The sequence below is a fragment of the Dyella jiangningensis genome (genome assembly GCF_003264855.1).
Classification (GTDB): domain Bacteria; phylum Pseudomonadota; class Gammaproteobacteria; order Xanthomonadales; family Rhodanobacteraceae; genus Dyella; species Dyella jiangningensis_C.
This window is the reverse complement of sequence record NZ_NFZS01000001.1, coordinates 373,644-393,689: the sequence shown is the minus strand read 5'-3', so window position 1 is coordinate 393,689 and position 20,046 is coordinate 373,644. Positions and strand designations below refer to the sequence as shown.

The window sequence follows — 20,046 nt, the reverse complement described above, 5'->3', positions numbered from 1 at the left end:
CAGTGCGCGATAAGCCTACGGAGCGGCATCGCCAACGCTCTGCGGTCGCGCACTGGGTGCGCTCCTACAAGCGCATCGCAAACCACGCCCTCAGGCGTGCGCCAACGCCGGCGCACCCACCTGCTGCAACATCCGCACGATCGAGTTCGCCGCTTCGCGACCGTCGTACACCGCCCGCACCACCAGGTCGGCGCCGCGAACGTTGTCGCCGCCGGCGAAGATCTGCCCGTGGCTGGTCTGGTGAGGCAATGAGCCACCGGCGCCGGTGATGACGCGTCCGGTGTTGTCCAGCGCCACGCCATGCGAACGCAGCCAATCCGGCGGGCTGGGCAGGAAGCCGAACGCCTGGATCACCACGTCCGCATCGATCACATACTCCGAGCCCGCCACGTTCTGCGGACGCAGGCGCCCCGAGCCGTCGGCGACCAGTGCCGTCTCCACCACGCGCACGCCGCGCACGTTGCCGCGTGCACCGCCGAGGATTTCCAGCGGCTGGCGCTGGAACAGGAAGTTCACGCCTTCCTCGCGACTGTAGTTCACCTCGCGTGCCGAACCCGGCATGTTCGCCTCGTCGCGACGATAGACGCAGGTGACGCTTGCAGCACCGAGACGGATGGCCGTGCGGTTGCAGTCCATGCCGGTATCGCCGCCGCCCAGCACCACCACGTGCTTGCCGCGGAAATCGAACGACGGCGTGGGCGCTTCATCGCGCAGCAGGCGCTCGGTGTTGGCGATGAGGAATGGCAACGCGTCGTGCACGCCATGCAGGTCGCGGCCGGGCAGCTGCGCATCCACATAGGTGTAGGCGCCCGTGCCCACGAAGACCGCGTCGTATTCGTCCAGCAGCTGGCCGAACTCGATATCGCGCCCCACTTCCCGGTTGAGCAGGAAGCGTACGCCCATGCCTTCGAGCACGTCGCGGCGCGTACGCACGACGCCCTTGTCGAGCTTGAACGGCGGAATGCCGAAGGTCAGCAGGCCGCCGATCTCGCTTTGACGATCGTAGACATCCGCCGCGATGCCCGCGCGACGCAGCCGATCGGCGCAGGCAAGACCCGCCGGGCCCGCACCGATGATGGCGACGCGCCGACCGGTTTCCTGCACGGCGGAAAGATCCGGGCGCCAGCCGAGCCGGAAGGCTTCATCGGTCACCCAGCGCTCGATGCTGCCGATGGTCACCGCGCCGAGCGAGGTCTGCTCCAGCGTGCACGCGCCTTCGCACAGGCGATCCTGCGGACACACGCGACCGCAGATCTCGGGTAGCGGATTGGTCTCGTGCATCAGCGTGGCCGCCTCGATCAGGCGGCCTTCCTGCACCAGCTTCAGCCAGTTGGGAATGTAGTTGTGCACCGGGCAGGCGTGCTCGCAATACGGGTTGCCGCAATCGATGCAGCGTTCCGCCTGCGTACCGGCGTTGGCGCCGCCAAAGTCGCCGGCGATCTCGCCGTAGCCGAGCACGCGAATGGATACCGGCACGGTGCGCGGTGTCTGGCGTGCGATGTTGAGAAACTGGAAGTCCTTCTCGCTCATGCGGCGCTCCTGAGCTCTTCCGCCAGCGCGGCCAGGCTCGCAGCCTTGGGTTTCACCAGCCAGAACTTGTATTGCAGGCCGCGGAAGTCGGCGAGGATGCGGCGGCCCCAGTCACTGCCGGTGAGCTCGACGTGTCGCGCCACCAGGCCGCGCAGATGCTGCATGTAGTGCTCCATGCCTTCGGGCGAGATGCGCAGGATGTCCACCAGCTCGTGGTTGTAGCAGTCGACGAAGGTGCGCTCGATGTCGAGCACGTAGGCGAAACCACCGGTCATGCCCGCACCGAAGTTGAGGCCCACCTTGCCGAGCACGGCGACCACGCCGCCGGTCATGTATTCGCAGCAGTGGTCGCCCGCGCCTTCCACCACGGCGAGCGCGCCGGAGTTGCGCACGGCGAAGCGTTCACCCGCGCGCCCGGCAGCGTACAACTCGCCATCGGTGGCGCCGTAGAGACAGGTGTTGCCGATGATCGCGGCATCCTGCGTCGCGAACGGCGAGTCTTCGGGAGGGCGCACCACGATGCGGCCACCGGCCATGCCCTTGCCGACGCCATCGTTGGCTTCGCCCACGAGATCGATATGCACACCGCCCGCATTCCATGCGCCCAGGCTCTGGCCGGCCGCACCGCGCAGCTTCAGCGTCACCGGATGCTGGTCCATGCCGTGGTCGCCCCACAGGCGCGCGACCGCGCCGGACAAGCGCGCGCCCACGGCACGGTCGGTGTTGACGATATCGAAGGCGAACTCGCCACCCTTGCGATGGGCTACGGCCTCGCGCGTCGCCTCATCGATGCGCGTGGCGAGCGCGGCCTCGTCGCGCATGGGGTTGCGCGGCAACGTGCAGGCGAAGTCCACATCCGCCGCCAGCGCGGCATCGCCGAGCAACGGCTGCAGATCCAGCTTGTGCTGCACGGGCGTGGTGCCATCGACCTGTTCGAGCAAGTCGGCGCGGCCGATGATTTCATCGAGGCTGCGTGCGCCCAATCGTGCCAGGTGCGCACGCACGTCCTCGGCGATGAAGCGGAAATAGTTCATGACCATGTCCGGCAGGCCGGTGAAATGGTCCTTGCGCAGCACGGGATGCTGTGTAGCCACGCCGGTGGCGCAGTTGTTGAGATGGCAGATGCGCAGGTACTTGCAGCCCAGCGCCACCATCGGACCCGTGCCGAAGCCAAAGCTTTCCGCACCCAACAAGGCGGCCTTCACCACATCGAGGCCGGTCTTCAGGCCACCGTCGGTCTGCAGGCGCACGCGGCCGCGCAGGTCGTTGCGGCGCAGCGTCTGCTGCGTCTCGGCGAGGCCCAATTCCCACGGCGTGCCGGCGTACTTGATGGAGGTGAGCGGGCTCGCGCCCGTACCGCCGTCGTGGCCACTCACCGTGATGAGGTCGGCGCCCGCCTTCACCACGCCCGCGGCGACCGTGCCGACACCGGCATGGCTCACCAGCTTCACCGAGATCAGCGCGCCGGGATTCACTTCCTTGAGGTCGTGGATCAACTCGGCGAGGTCTTCGATCGAATAGATGTCGTGATGCGGCGGCGGCGAGATCAGGCCGATGCCCGGCTTCGCATAACGCAGCCGCGCGATGGTGCTGTCCACCTTGTGGCCCGGCAGCTGGCCGCCTTCGCCGGGCTTGGCGCCCTGCGCGATCTTGATCTGCAGCACCTCGGCGTTCACCAGGTACTGCGGCGTGACGCCGAAACGGCCTGAGGCGACCTGCTTGATCTTGGAGGTTTTCTCGGTGCCGTAGCGCGCCGGATCCTCGCCGCCTTCGCCGGAGTTGCTGCGCGCGCCGAGCCGGTTCATCGCGATGGCGAGTGCTTCGTGCGCTTCGGGCGACAATGCGCCCAGCGACATGCCGGCCGAATCGAAGCGGCGCAGGATGTTTTCGGTCGACTCCACTTCGTCGAGCGGGATCGACTCGCGCAGCGGACGCGGCGACAGCAGGTCGCGCAACGCGGAGGGCGGGCGACGATCGACGAAATCGGCATACGCGCGATAGTCGCCCGCATCGCCCGAACGCACCGCGCGCTGCAGGCTGGCGATCACGTCCGGGTTGTACATGTGGTATTCGCCACCGTACACGAACTTGTAGATGCCGCCGGCGCGCAACGGCAACGCGTCGCTCCACGCCTCGGCCGCGAGCAGGCGCTGGTCGCTCTCCAGGTCTTCGAAGGTGGCGCCGCCGATGCGCGAAGGCGTACCAGGGAAGCACAGCTCCACCACCTCGGGCGCCAATCCGACGATCTCGAACAACTGCGCGCCGCGATAACCGGCCACGGTGGAGATGCCCATCTTCGACAGGATCTTCATCAGGCCCTTGCGGATGCCACGACGATAGCTGCGACCAATCTCGAAACGATCGCTGGCGATATGACCTTCGCGACCCAGCTCGAACAGGCTCTGGTAGGCCAGCCACGGATAGATCGCGGTGGCCCCGAAACCGAGCAGGCAGGCGAACTGGTGCGGATCGCGCGGCGTCGCCGTCTCCACCAGGATGTTGCACTGGCAGCGCAGCGCCTTGTCGATGAGATGCGCATGCACCGCACCGACGGCGAGCTGCGAATGGATCGGCAGCAGGTCCTTGTGCGGATAGCGGTCGCTGAGGAACACCAGCTGGCAACCCTCGCGCACGGCCTTTTCCACCTCGCGGCAGAGCCGGCGCAGCGCGGCTTCCAAGCCTTCCTCGGGCGCATACATCAGGTCGAAACGCGGCGTACCGACAAACTGCGGCAAGGCCAGCAGCTGGCGCAGCTTGCGCTGCGAGAGCACCGGCGAGTTGATCAGGATCTGCTTCGCGTTTTCCGCCGTCAGGTCGAACACGTTGGCCTCGGGGCCAATCTGCGTCACCAGCGACATCACCAGCTTTTCGCGCAGCGGATCGATCGGCGGGTTGGTCACCTGCGCGAAGGCCTGACGGAAGCGGTCGAACAGCGGGCGCACCTGGCGCGACATCGCGGCGATCGGCGTGTCGTCGCCCATCGAGCCGGTCGCCTCCTGCTCCAGCTCCACGATGGACTTGAGCACGGTCTCGCGTTCTTCGCGCGACAGGCCGTAGAGCTTCTGGTAGCGACGCAGCTCGTCCTGGGGCAGCGGCTCGGCCGCCAGCGAGGGGTCGATCAGGTCCGATTCGAGATAGCTCACGCCGGCGCGCAGCCAGTCGCGAAACGGCGCACGCTGGCGGTTGATGTCGTCGATGTCGGCGTCGCGCAGCAGGCGATGGGCCTTGAGGTCCACCGCGATCATCTCGCCCGGCGCGAGGCGTCCCTTCGCGATCACCTGTGACGAAGGCACATCCCACAGGCCCGCTTCGGAAGCGACGATGAGGTGGTTGTCCGCCGACAAGGCCCAGCGCGCGGGGCGCAGGCCGTTGCGATCCAGCGTGCAGGCCGCGTAATGGCCGTCGCACATCACCAGGCCCGCGGGGCCATCCCACGGCTCGCTATGCAACGCGTAGTACTCGTAGAACGCAGCGAGATCCTCGTCGATGCCTTCGCGCGCAGCGAAGGCCGGCGGCACCAGTACGCGCATCGCGGTGATCAGGTCGAGGCCACCGGCGATCAACACTTCCAGCGCATTGTCCAGGCTCTCCGAATCGGAGCCGGTCTGGCGCACCAACGGTCCGATATCGGACAGATCCACCAACGGTGAATTCAGGATGGATTCGCGCGACTGCATCCACCGCCGGTTGGCGCGGATGGTGTTGATTTCGCCGTTGTGCGCGAGCAGCCGGAACGGCTGCGCCAGTCGCCACTGCGGCAGCGTGTTGGTGGAGTAGCGCTGATGGAACACCACCGCGTCCGCGCTCAACGTCGGATGCGTGAGGTCGGCGAACACATCGCGCAGGCGTCCCGGCGCGGCCATGGCCTTGTAGCCCACTACCTGCGACGACAACGTCACCACATAGAAGTGGGGATCGTTCGCCAGCGCGGTTTCCGCGCGGCGACGCGCACGGAACAGCGCGCGCTCGAACTGACCCTCGTCCATTGCCGATGAAGGCTCGACGAACACCTGCCGCACGCGCGGCTGCGCGGCAGCGGCAAGTGGTCCACACGCTTCGGCATTGACCTGGACATCGCGCCAACCTGCGACACGCAGGCCCTCTTCGCGCAGATAGCCTTCGAAACCCGCGGCCGATGCGTCGCCACCGGCGGGGTCGAGAAACACCACGCCCGCGGCGAACTGCCCGCCCAGCGTGATGTCCGCCTCGCTTGCCAAGGTTTTCAGCCATACCAGCGGACGATGGAAGAGCACGCCGCAGCCGTCACCGCTTACACCGTCGGCATTCACGCCGCCGCGATGGGAAAGTTTGGCCAGCGCAGTGAACGCGGTATCCACGACCCATGCACTGGCATGTCCATCGATGTTTGCGACCAGACCAAAACCACAGCTGTCGTGCTCAAACGCAGCGTCGTAGAGCGTCGCCGGTAGTGCTTGCGCCATCTTGCCTCCCCGGCCGATGGATGGAGACACGTCGTCCCAACGGGGCCGAAGGCTCCGCTGCCACGTGTCCAAGTGTGGCCTCGACTAAAACACAATTGGTGCGTCGCGTCAAAGACATCTTTACGGCTAAATGAAAGTTTCAGTTGGAAGCATTTCCTGTCCGCAGGACATCGACGCGCATCGCGTGCATCGTGGCGAAGCAACGCTCGCGCGATCGATCACGCGAGTGCGGTTACATCCGTCTGGCGACATGATGGCCAGCATCTCGATGACCATCAGGCATACCAGTGCGGTGGATCAGCACGCACCCATGCGGAGGCGGCCGCCCCGATGTCACCCACCGCACCGGCTCGCGCGCTGTCATCGCGCTCTGTGATAATCCGCCGATGCCCATACCACTCCGTCGTGCCCGCCCCCTCGCCCGCGCCGTGACCGGCGCCATCCTCCTCTCCCTGCTGGCCCTGCCCGCCTGGTCGGCGCAGGACAGCAAGACGCGCACCGAGCAGGCCGAGGCGCAGAAGAAGCTGTCGGATATCCGCAGCAAGATGGAGGCACTCGCCAAAGAGCAGGCAGAGACGGCCGCCAAGCGCGACAGTGCGACGGCCGAGCTGGCCAAGCAGGCCAATGCCGTGGCCGCCGCCGCCAAGGCCGTGCGGGAAACCGATGCCCAGTTGGCCGCCAAGCAGAAGGACCTGGACGGACTCGAAGCCCAGCGGGGCGAGCTGCAGAAAAGTCTCGAAGGCCAGCGGGCCGCCATCGCCGAGCTGCTGCGCGCCACCTATGCGCTGGGTCGCGGCTCGGACCTTCGCCTTCTGATGGGTGACGACGACGTTGCGCGCATCGCCCAGGCTCTGGCCTATTCGAAGTATTTCCAGGAAGACCGCGTGGCCCGCGTGCAGAAGCTGATGGGCGACCTGGCGCGCCTGCAGGACCTGGAGACGCAGATCAACGCCGAGAAGCAGGCCCTGCAGGCCAGTCGCGCCGAACGCGAGACCCAGGCCAAGACGCTGGAGCAGCAGCGGGCCAGCCAGGCCAAGCTGGTGGCCGACACCGACGCCCAGTACAAGGACCAGGGCGCCAGGCTCGCGGCGCTGAAGCAGAACGAGGCCTCGCTCAACCAGTTGGTCGACAAGCTGCAGAAGGCCATCGAGGAGGCCGCCCGGGAAGCCGAGCGTGCCGCGGCGAAGGCCAATGCCGGCTCCGTCGCGCCACCGCCAGGCAAGGGCCTGGTGAACATCCGCGGCAACCTGCCCTGGCCGGCCAGCGGCGCCGTCAACAGCTACGGCAACGGCGTGCTGATCAAGGCACCGGGCGGCAGCGAGGTGCGGGCGGTATCCAGCGGCAAGGTGGTCTACGCCGCCTTCCTGCGCGGCTACGGCATGCTGGTCATCCTCAGCCACGGCAACGGCTGGCTGAGCATGTACGGCAACAACGAGACCCTGCTGCACGGGGTGGGCGACCAAGTGGCGGCCGGCGAGGCGGTGGGCACCGCCAGCGCCCCGACCGGGGTCAATACCGGCGTCTACTTCGAGCTGCGCCAGAACAACAAACCCGTCGATCCGCGCACGTGGTTAAGGCAACACTGAATATGTATCGCCTTAAGCCCGCGACGTTGACGCCAGCTACGCGGCGTCGCAGGCTAATCTCCGCGACATGACATTGAATTCCAACGCGATCCGGCGGTCCAAGCAGCAGTGCCCCACCCGCCGGTGGCGCTCCCCTCGGTTCCCCGGAGTCTTCCCCACCATGCGGTTTTCCACCTTGAGCCTGGCCGCCCTGCTGTTGGCGGCGCCACTGGCACAGGCCCAGACCGCGCCCAACGGCGCCAAGCACCCTGCGACCCCCACCGCCACCGCGCCGGCCCCGGCCAGCTCGGCGCCGGATCGCCTGGACCTCGACGACGTGCGCAACTTCAGCCGCGTCTACGAAATCGTGCGGCAGGCGTACGTCGAACCGGTGGACAACAAGACCCTGATGAAGGCCGCCATCAGCGGCATGCTCAGTGGGCTGGATCCACACAGCGAATACCTGGACAAGGACGGCCTGGCCGAACTCAACGAAGACACCACCGGCCAGTACGGCGGCCTCGGCATCGAAGTGCTGCAAGTGGACGGCACGCTGCGCATCGTCGCCCCCATCGACGACACGCCCGCGGCGCGCGCCGGCATCAAGCCGGGGGACACCATCGTCAAGATCAACGGCAAGCCGGTGGACGCCGAGAACATCGACGAGATGTTCAAGGAACTGCGCGGCGACCCCGGCAGCAAGATCACGCTCACCATCCTGCACGAAAAGAGCGACAAGCCGATCGACATGCCGCTGGTGCGCGAGCGCATCTCCGTCACCAGCGTGAAGACGCGTGAGATCGAGCCAGGCTACGCCTATATCCGCATCAGCCAATTCCAGGACGACACGGCGGCCGACCTGGAGAAGAAGCTGGGCGAGCTGATCCGCAAGAACGGTGCGCAGAAGGGCGCCATCCTCGACCTGCGTTCGAATCCGGGTGGCCTGCTGACCGCCGCCGTCGGCGTCAGCGACGACTTCCTCGACTCGGGCACCATCGTCACCACGCGCGGCCGCCTGCAGGATTCCAACCTCAGCTTCGAAGCGCACGCGGGCGACCTGCTCCACGGCGCACCGATGGTGGTGCTGGTGGACAACGGCACCGCTTCCGCCGCCGAGATCGTGTCCGGCGCACTGAAGGACAATCGCCGCGCACTCATCATCGGCCGCCGCACCTTCGGCAAGGGCGTGGTGCAGACCGTGCTGCCGCTGGACGCGGACCATGCGGTGAAGATCACCACCGCCCGCTACTACACGCCCAAGGGCACCTCGATCCAGGCCGAAGGCATCAAGCCCGACATCGCGCTGGCCGATCTCTCGGTAAACAAGGCCGACAGCCCGCCGACCCTGATCAGCTCCGAAGCCGACCTTCCGAACCACCTCGCCAATGAAGACGGCGCGGCGGGCCACGATATCGACAACGATGGCAGCGCGGAGAATGCCAAGCTGGCGACGCAGGATTACGCGTTGTCGCAGGCACTGAATGTGTTGAAGGGGTTGGCGCTGAATCGTACGGGGCCGGCGGCCGTGGCCGCGCCGAGCAAGCACTGAGGCCGTTCTTCGTTGCCGTTAGCTTGGCGCGACGCTGCGTTGGCTGCGTTGGCTGCGCCGGGCTCTCACTGTAGGAGCGCACCCAGCGCGCGACAGCCTATCGCGCCGGTCTTGATCCCTGCGCCAGCTTCCCGCTGGGCGTTGGTGGGGCATTGACGCGTGTTCGGCCGGCTTTCGTTAGCGAGCGCTTCGGCTCCGCTGACGCTGCCTACGCATCGCGCGATGTTGTGGGAGCGCACCCTGTGCGCGACGGCCTTTCGCGTCACGCTGCAAGTAATGGCTTTTTTGCCAAGGCAAGTCGCCTTGGATCGCCGTGCTTCTGCGGACATGGCTATCGAAGGCAATGGGTGAAGACCGGCGCGAATGGCTGTCGCGCACAGGGTGCGCTCCTACAAAGGGGATGCAGGCGTCAGAAGCCGATTTCCGGCGCCAATCCCGCCAGATGCCCGGCCAACGGATCGCTCTCCGCCAGCAACTCAAATCCTTCGTATTTGAAACCCGGCGCGACCAGGCAGGTCATCAGCGCGTACTGCCCCAGCGGCCGTGCGGCCTGCCAGGCGCCGGCCGGCACCACGGCCACGGGGCGGTGGTCGCCGGTCAACGGGCCGAGGCAGTGGCGTTCGAGGCGATTGCACACGGGGTTGTAGATCAGCAGCTCCAGCGGTTCGCCTTCGACGAAATGCCAGGCTTCTTCCGCATCCACCCGATGCCAGCTGCTGAACTGGCCCTGCTCCAGCAGGTAATGGATGGCGCTCATGGCGTGGCGCACGCCGGTGTCGCCGTCCGCGCCCTTGGGCGGATGGAAGCGTCGGTAATAGCCGCCTTCCACGTGCGGCTGCAGTTGCAGCGAGTCCCTCAGTTCAGCGACGCGGGCAGCCGCGTCGCTCACGCGGCCTCCGCGGCGGCCGGCTTCAGCAGCCAGCGCACGGCAAGTACGCCGAGCTCGTAGAGCAGGCACATCGGCACGGCCAGCATGATCATCGAGGTGATGTCCGGCGGCGTGATGAAGGCCGCGATGGCGAAGGCGCCGACGATGGCGTAACGCCGGCCGCTGCGCAGCTGCTCAAGGCTCACCACACCGATGGCGGCGAGGATCACCACCGCGACCGGCACCTCGAAGCACAGGCCGAAGGCGAAGAACATCAGCATCACGAAGTCGAGGTAATGCGTGATGTCGGTCATCATTTCCACGCCCTGCGGCGTCACCGCCGTGAGGAAGCGGAATGCAGCCGGAAGCACCAGGAAATAGGCGAAGGCGCAGCCCAGGTAGAACAGGAACAACGCAGCCACCAGCAGCGGTCGCGCCAGGCGTTTCTCGTTGCGGTAGAGGCCGGGCCGCACGAACGCCCACAGCTGGTAGACCACCACCGGCATGGCGATGAACAAGGCCGCATAGAAGGCCAGCTTCAATGGCGTCACGAAGGGGCTGGCCACTTCGGTGGCGATAAGGTGCGCGCCCTGCGGCAGGCGCGACACCAGTGGGGCCGCCAGCTCGGTGTACAGCCGGTTGGCGAACGGAATCAGTGCCGCCAGCACGACCAGCACGGCGACGATGGCGCGCATCAGTCGCGAACGCAACTCGATCAGGTGCGAGAACAGCCCCTCTTCAATGCCGCCGTCATCCGGGTTTTCCAGCTCAGGCGCCGCCATGCGAGGACTCCTTGGTCGGCGTAGCGCCGGACGCGTCCGCCGCAGTGGCGGTCACGCCTGTCTCATCGACCGGCGCGGCTGCCGGTGCGGGGGCAGGCGCTGCCGCATCGCCGTTCGGGCGCATCTTGCGCAGCGTCTCGTCGAGTTCCGCCTGCGCCGCGTGGGCGCGATCCGCGGCCTCCTTGGCCTGACGGCGGATTTCCTCCACCTGCAGCTCGCGCTCCACCTCCGCACGCACGCTGTCCCAGCCGGTACGCACGCGACGCAGCAGGGCGCCGGCCGTGCGGGCGGCGTGTGGCAATTTTTCCGGGCCGAGTACGATCAGCGCGATGAGCGCGAGCAGTACCAGCTTGCCGAAGCTGATCTCGATCATTGGAACAAGCTCTCGCCGACCGGCTTACTTCTGCTCGGTGGTGTCGTGCTGGTTCTGGTTCTGCGTGGTGCCGGCCGGCGGGGGGTCGGCGCGCAGGCGCTCGTTGGGATCGCTCGAGTTGTTCGGCTTGGCGGCGCCTTCTTCGCCATCCAGGCCCTTCTTGAAGTCGCGCACGGCGCCGCCGAGGTCGGAGCCGATGTTGCGCAGCTTCTTGGTGCCGAAGATCAGCACGACCACGACGAGCAGGATGAGTAGATGGGTAATGCTCATGAATAGGCCTCAGGGACGTTAAAGCGGCGGAACGAAGCTGTCACGCCATCGCGCCGCCGCTCCACATCATCGCTGAGTGTACTCCTCAAGGCGATCCCTGAAATCGACCACCTGACTGGGCACATTGCTGACCCCGCCTTCGAAGATGCGGCGCGGGGTCACACCTTTGCCGTAGATCGACTCGTTGGCGTCGTAATCGATGCGCAGGGCGGAGCCGTCCAGGGCGACCCCGGCGAACAGGCCGCGCGAGCGCGAATAGGAGTAGATCTCCGCCTTGAAGTCGCTGTCGGTGGAAGCCTGGGCGGTACGGCCGACCGGGCCGGCCGCCGCGGCGGCGTCCGCTCCCAGGGTGAATTTGCCGTTGACGATGGAATCCACGCCGCGCTGCGTGCGGAACACCAGGATCACGTCGGTGGACGACGCACCGGCCTGGAAGCCCACGCTGCCGCCCGTCATGGTGATGAAGCTGGGGTTGGACCAGGTCCCGTCGGGGCTCTTGACCGAAATCAGGCCCTCGCCGCGGCGGCCACCGAACACGAAGCCCACCTTGAGCAGGTCCGGAATCACCGCGATGGCCTTGGCTTCCTTGAGCAGGTCGGTCGGGATCGACTTGTCGGGCGCCTGCATGATCTCGTTGAGCACACGCACGGAGTTCTGCGCGCGGACCAGCGGCGGATCCTCGGCGTGCGCCGCCATGGCCGGCAGCAGCAGAACCGACAGGGCAAGCAACACACGATGCAACGATGCCTTGAACATGATGACTCCTGAAGGATTTCGAAGGCTGCTGCGGCAACCGTGTCCACGGCAGCCTGGGCAGCTTGTGGCAGACTCTGCGGCGGTTTCTTCCGCCGACGCCACGATGCCACGCAGCGATGACTATACCGGCCCCGCCGGTGAATCCCATGACCCATCCGTTCAGGCTGCGGTGCTATTGGTGAACCTCGGCACACCGGAGGCGCCGACCGCGCAGGCCGTGCGCCCGTATCTCGCCGAGTTCCTCGGCGATCCGCGCGTGATCGACTACCCGCGCTGGCTGTGGTGGCTGATCCTGCATGGGGTGATCCTGCGCGTGCGACCCGCGCGTTCGGCCCACGCGTATCAGCGCATATGGACGGCGCAGGGTTCACCGCTGCGTTTCGGCAGCGAAGCCCTGGCCACGCGCCTGCAGGAGCAGCTGTCCCGCGATGGCGGTGCGCCGGTGCGCGTGGCGCTGGCGATGCGCTATGGCCAGCCGTCGGTGAAACACCAGATCGAGCAGTTGCAGCGCGAAGGCGTACGCCAGCTGCTGGTGCTGCCGCTGTATCCCCAGTACTCGGCCACCTCCACCGGTTCGGTGATCGATGCCGTGGCCGATGCGATGAAGGCGCTGCGCTGGCCGCCCGAGCTGCGGATCGTCAACGACTATCACGCCGATGTCGGCCACATCGAGGCGCTGGCCGCCAGCATCGAGCAGTGGTGGGCGACGCACGGACGCGGTGACCGCCTGTTGCTGTCGTTCCACGGCATCCCCGAGCGCTATGTGCGCGAAGGCGATCCCTACCTCGAACAGTGCCAGGCGACCGCGCATGCCCTGCGCCAACGACTGCGGCTGGATGACTCGCAGTTGCTGGTGAGCTTCCAGTCGCGCGTCGGCCGCGAGCCGTGGCTTCAGCCGTACACCGACGCCACCGTGCGCGAACTGGCGAACTCGGGCGTGAAGACGCTCGATGTCGCCTGCCCGGGTTTCGCCGTCGACTGCCTCGAAACACTGGAAGAGATCGCCATGCAGAACCGCGACTTCTTCAAGGAAGCCAGCGGCGACGAACTGCGTTACATCCCCGCGCTCAATGACTCACCCGGCCAGGTGGACAGCCTCGCGCGCCTGGTGCGACGCCATATGGCCGGCTGGCCGACATCCGTCGACGCGCCATCCGCATGACCGTGCCGCGCGAACGCGACATCGTCCTGCCGCACATGCGCCTGCGCGCGCTGGTATGGGGCGATGACGATGCGCCGCCGCTGCTGGCCCTCCATGGCTGGCTCGACAATGCCGGCAGCTATGCCTTTCTCGCGCCGCTGCTCGCCGATCGCTGGCAGGTGATCGCACTGGAACTGCCGGGACATGGCCACTCGGACCATTTGCCCGCGGGCATGCACTATCACTTCATCGACTACGTGCGTGCGGTGCTGGCCGCGGCGGACGTGCTCGAGCTGTCGAGGTATCGCCTGCTCGGGCATTCGCTGGGTGCAGGCATCGCGGCCTTGGTCGCGGCCGCCACGCCCGAGCGGGTGGAGCGCCTGCTGCTGATCGAAGGCCTCGGCCCGATAGCCGACGACGGGCATCACACGCTGCGCCGCTTTCGTGATGCGTTGACTTCGCTGGCCACCGGACGCTCGCTGCGCGCCTTCCCTTCCGTCGATCACGCGATCAGTGCGCGGACCATCGCGAGCGGCTTGCCCGCCGCGCAAGCGCGTCCCATCGTCGAACGCGGACTGCGCGAAACACCGGAAGGCTGGCGCTGGCGCAGCGATCCGCGACTCAACCGGCCATCGCCGCTGCGCTTGCTGGAGGAACAAGTCCGTTCACTATTGCGCGGCATCGCATCGCCGGCGGGGCTGCTGCTGGCGGAACCGGCCACGTCCTATCTGCCGCGCGCACAGATGGGGGAACGCGCGGCCTGTGTCAGCCGCATCGACATGAGCACGATGCAAGGCGGCCACCACCTCCATCTCGAACATTCCCACGCAGTGGCGGCATGGGCACGCCAGCATCTCGACGGTGGCGCACCGGCCTGAGTCGCAGCCGGCTACTTGACGCCATTGTTGGAGTTGGAGGTGACGTTGCTCATGTGATTGATGCTGGTGTCAGGCGGCGGCGGACCCAGCAACGGCAAGGTGCTGAAGATGTCGGCACCGTTCTGGCGCGATGCCAGGATGCGCGAAAGCTTTTCGCGATTGACCGGCTGGATGCTCTTGAAGTGGCACGCATCGGCGCGCCCCTGGGCATCCTGCGTCACCACGCTGCCGTCGTCGGTAATGAAGGGCTGCTCGCAGCCGTCCTTGGTGGTGACGAGCCAGAGCTTCTGGCTGGCCTGGTCCACGAACACCAGCTTGTTGGGCCCGAGGACGAATCCGCCCAGCCGGCCATCGACGCTCATGCTGGAGCTCTTGCCGCCCGCGGCCGACTCGAACGCCGAGAGATAAGGCGAAACCTTGTCGGCTGAATCCGCCTGCGCCACGCCGGCGGCCATGCACGCGGCGAGTGCCGCGACGCCGATGAAGACCCACGACTTCCCTGCTGTTTTGCGAACGCGCACGGCACTCTCCCCTTTGCGTTGAACGTTTCCAGGAAACAGCCATCGACCCGCGGAAGTGGCGCCTGCCGCGCCCCTCGCGGTCACAATCTGCACCTGGCGGCGAGCGGGGTGCAATTCGCTTTGCAGCATGGGCCTGACCGACGGCACATGCCCTGTGCGGGTGGCGGCCTAGACTGGCGCCATGGAGCATCTCAAACGCGCCAACTATGGGCAGCCCGACCAGGTCCGCCGGCTCGGCAGCCTGCAGGTCTCGGCCACGCCGTACATGGCCGGCGATGCCCTGCCCTGGCATGAACACGACGAGGGCTATCTCTGCCTGGTGGCTGCCGGCGCCTACACGCAGCAGTCGAGCAGCGGCGAGCTGGACTGCGCGCCCGGCCTGCTGCTCACCCATCCGCAGGGTCACCGCCACGCCAATCGCTTCGGTCCGCACGGCGCGCGCTGCATCAGCATCTTCTTCACCGATGAAGCGGGGAGCACCACGCGCCTGCTGCGCGACCATCGCCAGCTGCGCCTGCCGGAGGCGAGCCGCCTGCTCGCCCGCATCGAACGCGAACTGCGCGCCACGGACGACGCTGCGGCACTGGCGCTGCAGTCGGCCGTGCTCGAACTGGTGGCGCTCGCCTGCCGCATGGAAGGCGAGCGCCGGCCCGCCTGGCTCCAGCGCGTGCTGCAACGCCTGCACGACGATCCGTTGGCGACGCCTACGCTGCAGGAGCTCGCGCGGCTGGCGGGCGTGCATCCTTCGCATCTCGCCCGCACCTTCCAGCGCGCCCAGGGTTCGACCGTGGGCGACTACCAGCGCGGCCTGCGTATCGAGCTGGCACGGCAGGCGCTGGCCGCCAACGATCTTTCGGTGGCGGAGGTGGCTGCGCAGGCGGGCTTCAGCGACCAGAGCCACTTTGCCCGCGTGTTCAAGCGCGTCACCGGCGATACCCCGCGTGACTATCGGCACAAAGTGCAAAAGGCGTCCTGATACGTCACTCACGTCCTAGCTATCGGCAGCGTCCACGGGGACGATGGCGCCATCCACGCAAGGAGCCATTGCCATGTCGCGTCATCACCGCCTGTTGCTGGGCCTGTTGCTTGCCGGCGTCCCCGCGCTGACGTTTGCCGCCACCGACCCCGACGCCTTGCTGCGCGACATGCGCCAAGCCTACGGCGGCGCCCACTGGAACGCGGCCGCGGCGCTGCAAGCCAGCGGCAAGGAAACCGCCGACGAACTCACCGGCCCATGGCAGATGACGGTGGATCTGCGCAGCGGCCAGTTCGCCTCCCGCATGCACAACGACGTGTTCTCCTCGGCGGAAGGTACGGACGGCCATGGCCGCTGGCGCGAGGACATCACCGGCCTCGTGCATCCGCTCGATTCGGAGGAGGCGCGCACGGTGGGCGTGACCGAAGACTGGCTGCGCCGCTTCGGCTTCCTCGATGCCCGCGCTTCGGCCACCTATCGTGTCTTGCCCGACGCGCAGGACAAGGGCCAGCGCTGGCAGCGCGTCGAAGCCACGCCAGCCGGTGGCCGCACGGTGACGCTATGGATCGACCCGGGCACGCATCGCCTCGATCGCGCCACGTGGGCCAGCTCATTCCTGGTTGTCACGCAGCGCTACGGCGACTACCGCGAAGTGAGTGGGCTGCAACTGCCCTTTCGCATCGAGACCTCGAGCACCAACCTCGCCGGCAACGCCGATGGCAGCAGCGTGGACATCGTGGATCGATACGATGTCCTCCCGGCCGCGCCCATGGCCGCGCTGCAGCGACCCGGCGGCAAGGTGCGCGATGTCGCCATGGCGAACGGTGCGCGCACCGCCACCACGCGGCTGCGCATGGAAGGCGGCATCGTGCTGGTGGACGTGAGCATCGATGGCCGTCCGCCGATGCCTTTCATCCTCGACACCGGCGGCCACGCCATCCTCACCAGCGACGCGGCGAAGCTGCTGGGCTTCGAGACGAAGGGCAACGGCGTCTCCGGAGGATCGGGTTCGGGGACCATGAGCACGTCGTACACGAAGGTGCATGACACCGCACTCGGCGACGCGCATGTCCGCGACCTGACCTATACGGTGCTGCCCTACCCTTACGAGTTCTACGAACGCGGCAACGATGCGCCGATTGCCGGCATCCTCGGGCTGGAGATGTTCGAGCGCTTCGCCATCACCTTCGATTACGACCATGGCGAATTGCGCCTCGCACCGTATGACCAGGGCGAAGCACCCGCCGCCATGAAGGGCGATGCCATTGCATTGCGCTTTACCGATGACATGCCGCTGGTGAGCGCCCGACAGGATGGCCACGTCGGCATGTTCGGCATCGACACCGGCAATTCGGGCTACGTGCTGACGTTTCCGCAGTGGGCCAACCGCAATGGTCTCGCGGCGCACTACGCCGCCGGCCTGCCGATTCCCACCGGCGGCGTGGGCGGCCTGTTCATTGCCCATGTCGCCCACGCGAAGGAGCTGATGCTGGGCCAGCAACGCCTCGACAACCTCGTCGCGATGCTTACCCGCGACGATGCCGGCGCGACCGGCAACCCCAGCGAAGCCGGCAACATCGGACAGGACGTGCTATCGCGCTTCAACGTGCACTTCGACTATCGGCGCCAGCAGATGGTGCTGATGCCTCGCGCCACCCGTCCCGACTGGCACTACGGCATGGCCGGCTTCCGCGCGAACAAGAAGCAGGATCACCCCGACCGCTTCGACGTCATCAACGTGATGCCCGGCAGCCCCGCCCAGCAGGCGGGACTCAAGCAGGGCGACGCCATCGTGGCGGCCAACGGCAAGCCGGCGTCGTTGCTGAGCTTCGGCACGCTGCGCGACATGAGCACCCATCTGCCGGAAGGCACGCCCTTGTCGCTGAAGCTGGCGGATGGGCGGGTGTTGGAGATGAAGGCGAGGGATTTGGCGCCGAGGTGACGAGGTGCCCCCTGTGGGAGCGCACCCTGTGCGCGATGGAGGTTGCGGCGTCACCGCTCCGTTGGCTTTTCGCGCACTGGGTGCGCTCCTACAGCCAGATGCAGTTCCAGTAGGGGTAGTCGAGGATGTTGCTGACCAGCCCGGCCCGAAGCGGATTGCCAACGATGTAGCGGGCCACTGCGCGAATGTCATCTTCCTTGCGCAAGGCGCGATCGTGGAAACCACGATCCCACACGATGCCCGCCTGCGTGCAGGACATCCGCCTGGCCGTGAATGCCTTGAAGCGATTCATCACCAGGGAAAGGCCATCGCGCCCACCCAATTGCACCAAGCCATGCCAGCGGTCGGGCATCAGCACCCAGCAAAGGAGACGCGCATCACCCCAACAGGACGGATCAATGGAACTTCGTGCAACGGCCCGGGCGGGCTCGACTTCCTTGAAGACCGATCGTCGACGTGCCGTCGTCGTTGTCAGCAGATAGACGTGGCCGGGCAGTGAGGCGCGTCCTTTGCGCAACAGTTGATGTCCATAACGAGTCATGCATCGAACGTCGCATCGACAGAGCGATCACGACATCAGCGATGCCCGAAGCTTTCTGTAGGAGCGCACCCAGTGCGCGATGGGCCTTGCCGCGTCACCGCTCCGTTGGCTTTTCGCGCACTGGGTGCGCTCCTACAGGAAAACCACCTCAGGGCTTGGCCAACCCCAGCACCTCAAGCCCCTGCTCAAACGTCACATCCACCGGAATCTTCGCCTGGTCCAGGCGCTTGAGATCACCGGCCAGCGTGGCGTCGACGTTGCCCATGGTGTCGGTGAGCTTCTTGGCGGCGTCGTAGTCGCCGTCGCCCTGGATGGTGAGCAGCTTGGCCGACAGCGCATTCATGGCCGCAGTCATCTTGTCGAAATCGACGCGGTAGCGGCCGGTGGTGGCGTCGCGGGTGAAGGCGCCCTGCTGCTGGAAGAAGTTGAAGCGCACCATGTTGGCCTTGGCGTGCGCGTCGCTGGCGCCGAAGCGCACCGAGCGCAGGATGCCGGCGAGGAAGGTAACGTAGTTATCCATCAGCCTGGCCTTGTCCAGTTCGCCCTTGTCGGCGAGCTTGGTGACCATGTACAGGCCGAGGATGTCGGCCTTGCCTTCCTCGAAGCTGGACGCCTGGTCCTTCAACGCGGTGCGGACCAGCCCCTTGTCGCTGAGCGTTTGCTTGATGCCCAGGCCGTGCGCCACTTCGTGGAACATGGTGTTCTCGAAGAACGCATCGAAGGTCAGGTGCGACTGCTGGTCGTCGGCGATCAGTGCCTTGGCGATGGGCAGCATGATCCTGTCGAACTTCGCCTGCATCACGTTTTCCAGCTGCAGGCGGCGCGTGCCTTTCTTCAGCTGCACTTCCTCGTCGTTGGGCAGGTTAATCGCGATGGTCTTGGCGCCGACGTTGGCATCGCCCGCGTAGTACACGGCGAAGTACGCGTTGAGGTCGGCATCGGAGCCGGGCTTCTCGGCCTTGTACTTGTCATCCACCGGCAGTTCGCGCTGCAGTTCGGGCAGGTACTTGGCGAAGCGCGCGAGCTTGGCGCTCCACGCCTGGTCCTTCACCAGCACGTAGCTTTCGTAGCTGGCCTTGTAGCCGTAGAGCTGGTCTTCATAGGTTTCGATCGGACCGATCACGATGTCGACCGGGTTGTTCTTCATCGACATCCAGGCGAAGTCGCTGGGGCGATAGTCGTCGCTCTGCAGCGCATCGGCGCGCTTCTTCAAGTAACCGGCGAAGTCCTTGTCGGCCGAAAGATCGGCGGCCTGTCGCAACAGGCCGGCGGCGCGATCGAGATCGGCCTTGTACGCCTCGTGATACGGCACGGTGACCAGCTTGCCCTGCGCATCGCGGCGCAGCAGCGTGTAGAGCCCGGTCTTGTCCTTGAGATCGGCCTTGTCGAATTCGTCCTTGGTCATGTCGGCGGGATAGAACTGCGCACCGGGAGGACGGGCGCCCACGCCGGCGACGAACGGTTCGTCGTTGTCGAGGCGATCCCATGGACCGTAGTTGATCTCGGCGAAACGACGGGTGACGTCGTCGGGAATGCGTGCCATCAGCGCGGCCTTGTCGCCCCACGACTGCTTCCAGTAGATGGCGTTGGTGACGTCGGCCGCCTGCACCAGCAGCGCGATCATCTGCTTCTGCTTGTCGTCGAAGCTGGAGAGATCGGCGGTGAGCCTGACCGTGGCGTAGTTGGCCATGCGCTGCGCGGCATTGTCGGCGTCGGTGGACGGCGGCGGCACCGCCGGCACGGTGGCTGCGGGGGCTGGTGCGGGGGCCTGCGCCATGTTGGCGTTGTCGTGCGAACTGCAACCGGCGAGGGTGGCGACGAGGCTCAGGGCGAGCAGGTGGCGGCGCATGGCGATGTCCCGGAGGGAGAAAAAGCCATGTTACCGCGAGAGAGCTCCCTCTCCCCTTGGGGG

Annotated in this window: 16 protein-coding genes; 6 read left to right on the top strand and 10 right to left on the bottom strand. The window is 66.6% G+C overall.

Going from position 1 to position 20,046, the window contains the following annotated elements; genetic code table 11:
• Positions 1-90 precede the first annotated feature (90 nt).
• Together CA260_RS01675 and gltB are read right to left on the bottom strand one after the other, a co-directional pair.
• Complete coding sequence (locus tag CA260_RS01675) at positions 91-1,530, bottom strand: FAD-dependent oxidoreductase (RefSeq protein ID WP_111980731.1); 1,440 nt, start codon at positions 1,528-1,530, stop codon at positions 91-93.
• A complete protein-coding gene (gene gltB / locus CA260_RS01670; protein WP_111980730.1) occupies positions 1,527-5,972 on the bottom strand; it encodes a glutamate synthase large subunit in 4,446 nt (1,481 codons plus the stop codon). Before gltB ends, CA260_RS01675 begins: the two co-directional genes overlap by 4 nt.
• 386 nt (positions 5,973-6,358) lie before the next feature.
• On the opposite strand from gltB, the gene CA260_RS01665 reads away from it, so the two are divergent.
• Both CA260_RS01665 and CA260_RS01660 read left to right on the top strand, forming a co-directional pair.
• Positions 6,359-7,558 carry a murein hydrolase activator EnvC family protein gene (locus CA260_RS01665; protein WP_111980729.1) on the top strand — a complete coding sequence of 400 codons (1,200 nt, stop codon included), beginning with the start codon at positions 6,359-6,361 and terminating at the stop codon, positions 7,556-7,558.
• A 160-nt stretch (positions 7,559-7,718) separates the two neighbouring features.
• On the top strand, positions 7,719-9,086 hold the full coding sequence (locus CA260_RS01660; protein ID WP_111980728.1) for a S41 family peptidase: 1,368 nt from the start codon (positions 7,719-7,721) through the stop codon (positions 9,084-9,086).
• 409 nt (positions 9,087-9,495) lie between these two features.
• On the opposite strand, the gene CA260_RS01655 is transcribed toward CA260_RS01660, so the two are convergent.
• The 5 genes from CA260_RS01655 to CA260_RS01635 all read right to left on the bottom strand — a co-directional run bounded on the left by CA260_RS01655 (position 9,496) and on the right by CA260_RS01635 (position 12,135).
• Positions 9,496-9,975 (bottom strand): cupin domain-containing protein, encoded by a 480-nt coding sequence (locus tag CA260_RS01655; RefSeq protein ID WP_111980727.1) that lies wholly within the window; start codon positions 9,973-9,975, stop codon positions 9,496-9,498.
• A complete protein-coding gene (gene tatC, locus CA260_RS01650; RefSeq protein WP_111980726.1) occupies positions 9,972-10,736 on the bottom strand; it encodes a twin-arginine translocase subunit TatC in 765 nt (254 codons plus the stop codon). The genes CA260_RS01655 and tatC overlap by 4 nt, the downstream gene beginning before the upstream one ends.
• On the bottom strand, positions 10,723-11,109 hold the full coding sequence (gene tatB, locus CA260_RS01645; RefSeq protein WP_111980725.1) for a Sec-independent protein translocase protein TatB: 387 nt from the start codon (positions 11,107-11,109) through the stop codon (positions 10,723-10,725). The genes tatC and tatB overlap by 14 nt, the downstream gene beginning before the upstream one ends.
• A 24-nt stretch (positions 11,110-11,133) precedes the next feature.
• A complete protein-coding gene (gene tatA, locus CA260_RS01640; protein ID WP_111980724.1) occupies positions 11,134-11,379 on the bottom strand; it encodes a Sec-independent protein translocase subunit TatA in 246 nt (81 codons plus the stop codon).
• 66 nt (positions 11,380-11,445) lie between these two features.
• Positions 11,446-12,135: a lipid-binding SYLF domain-containing protein gene (locus tag CA260_RS01635; protein ID WP_111980723.1), complete on the bottom strand. Its 690-nt coding sequence runs from the start codon at positions 12,133-12,135 to the stop codon at positions 11,446-11,448.
• A gap of 103 nt (positions 12,136-12,238) precedes the next feature.
• Between CA260_RS01635 and hemH the strand changes: the two genes are divergently transcribed.
• Complete coding sequence (hemH, locus tag CA260_RS01630; RefSeq protein WP_111980722.1) at positions 12,239-13,297, top strand: ferrochelatase; 1,059 nt, start codon at positions 12,239-12,241, stop codon at positions 13,295-13,297.
• The gene (locus CA260_RS01625) at positions 13,294-14,154 is read left to right on the top strand and encodes an alpha/beta fold hydrolase (RefSeq protein ID WP_111980721.1); all 861 of its coding nucleotides are present in this window, start codon (positions 13,294-13,296) and stop codon (positions 14,152-14,154) included. Before hemH ends, CA260_RS01625 begins: the two co-directional genes overlap by 4 nt.
• Positions 14,155-14,165: 11 nt before the next feature.
• Here CA260_RS01625 and CA260_RS01620 read toward each other — a convergent pair whose 3' ends face one another.
• Complete coding sequence (locus CA260_RS01620) at positions 14,166-14,675, bottom strand: hypothetical protein (protein WP_111980720.1); 510 nt, start codon at positions 14,673-14,675, stop codon at positions 14,166-14,168.
• Between the two features lie 181 nt (positions 14,676-14,856).
• On the opposite strand from CA260_RS01620, the gene CA260_RS01615 reads away from it, so the two are divergent.
• Both CA260_RS01615 and CA260_RS01610 read left to right on the top strand, forming a co-directional pair.
• On the top strand, positions 14,857-15,651 hold the full coding sequence (locus CA260_RS01615) for a helix-turn-helix domain-containing protein (protein ID WP_111980719.1): 795 nt from the start codon (positions 14,857-14,859) through the stop codon (positions 15,649-15,651).
• 73 nt (positions 15,652-15,724) lie between these two features.
• A complete protein-coding gene (locus tag CA260_RS01610) occupies positions 15,725-17,593 on the top strand; it encodes an aspartyl protease family protein (RefSeq protein WP_111980718.1) in 1,869 nt (622 codons plus the stop codon).
• A gap of 88 nt (positions 17,594-17,681) precedes the next feature.
• Here CA260_RS01610 and CA260_RS01605 read toward each other — a convergent pair whose 3' ends face one another.
• The gene (locus CA260_RS01605) at positions 17,682-18,134 is read right to left on the bottom strand and encodes an REP-associated tyrosine transposase (protein ID WP_111980717.1); all 453 of its coding nucleotides are present in this window, start codon (positions 18,132-18,134) and stop codon (positions 17,682-17,684) included.
• Between the two features lie 148 nt (positions 18,135-18,282).
• The gene (locus CA260_RS01600; RefSeq protein WP_111980716.1) at positions 18,283-19,983 is read right to left on the bottom strand and encodes a dipeptidyl-peptidase 3 family protein; all 1,701 of its coding nucleotides are present in this window, start codon (positions 19,981-19,983) and stop codon (positions 18,283-18,285) included.
• Between the last annotated feature and the right edge of the window lie 63 nt (positions 19,984-20,046).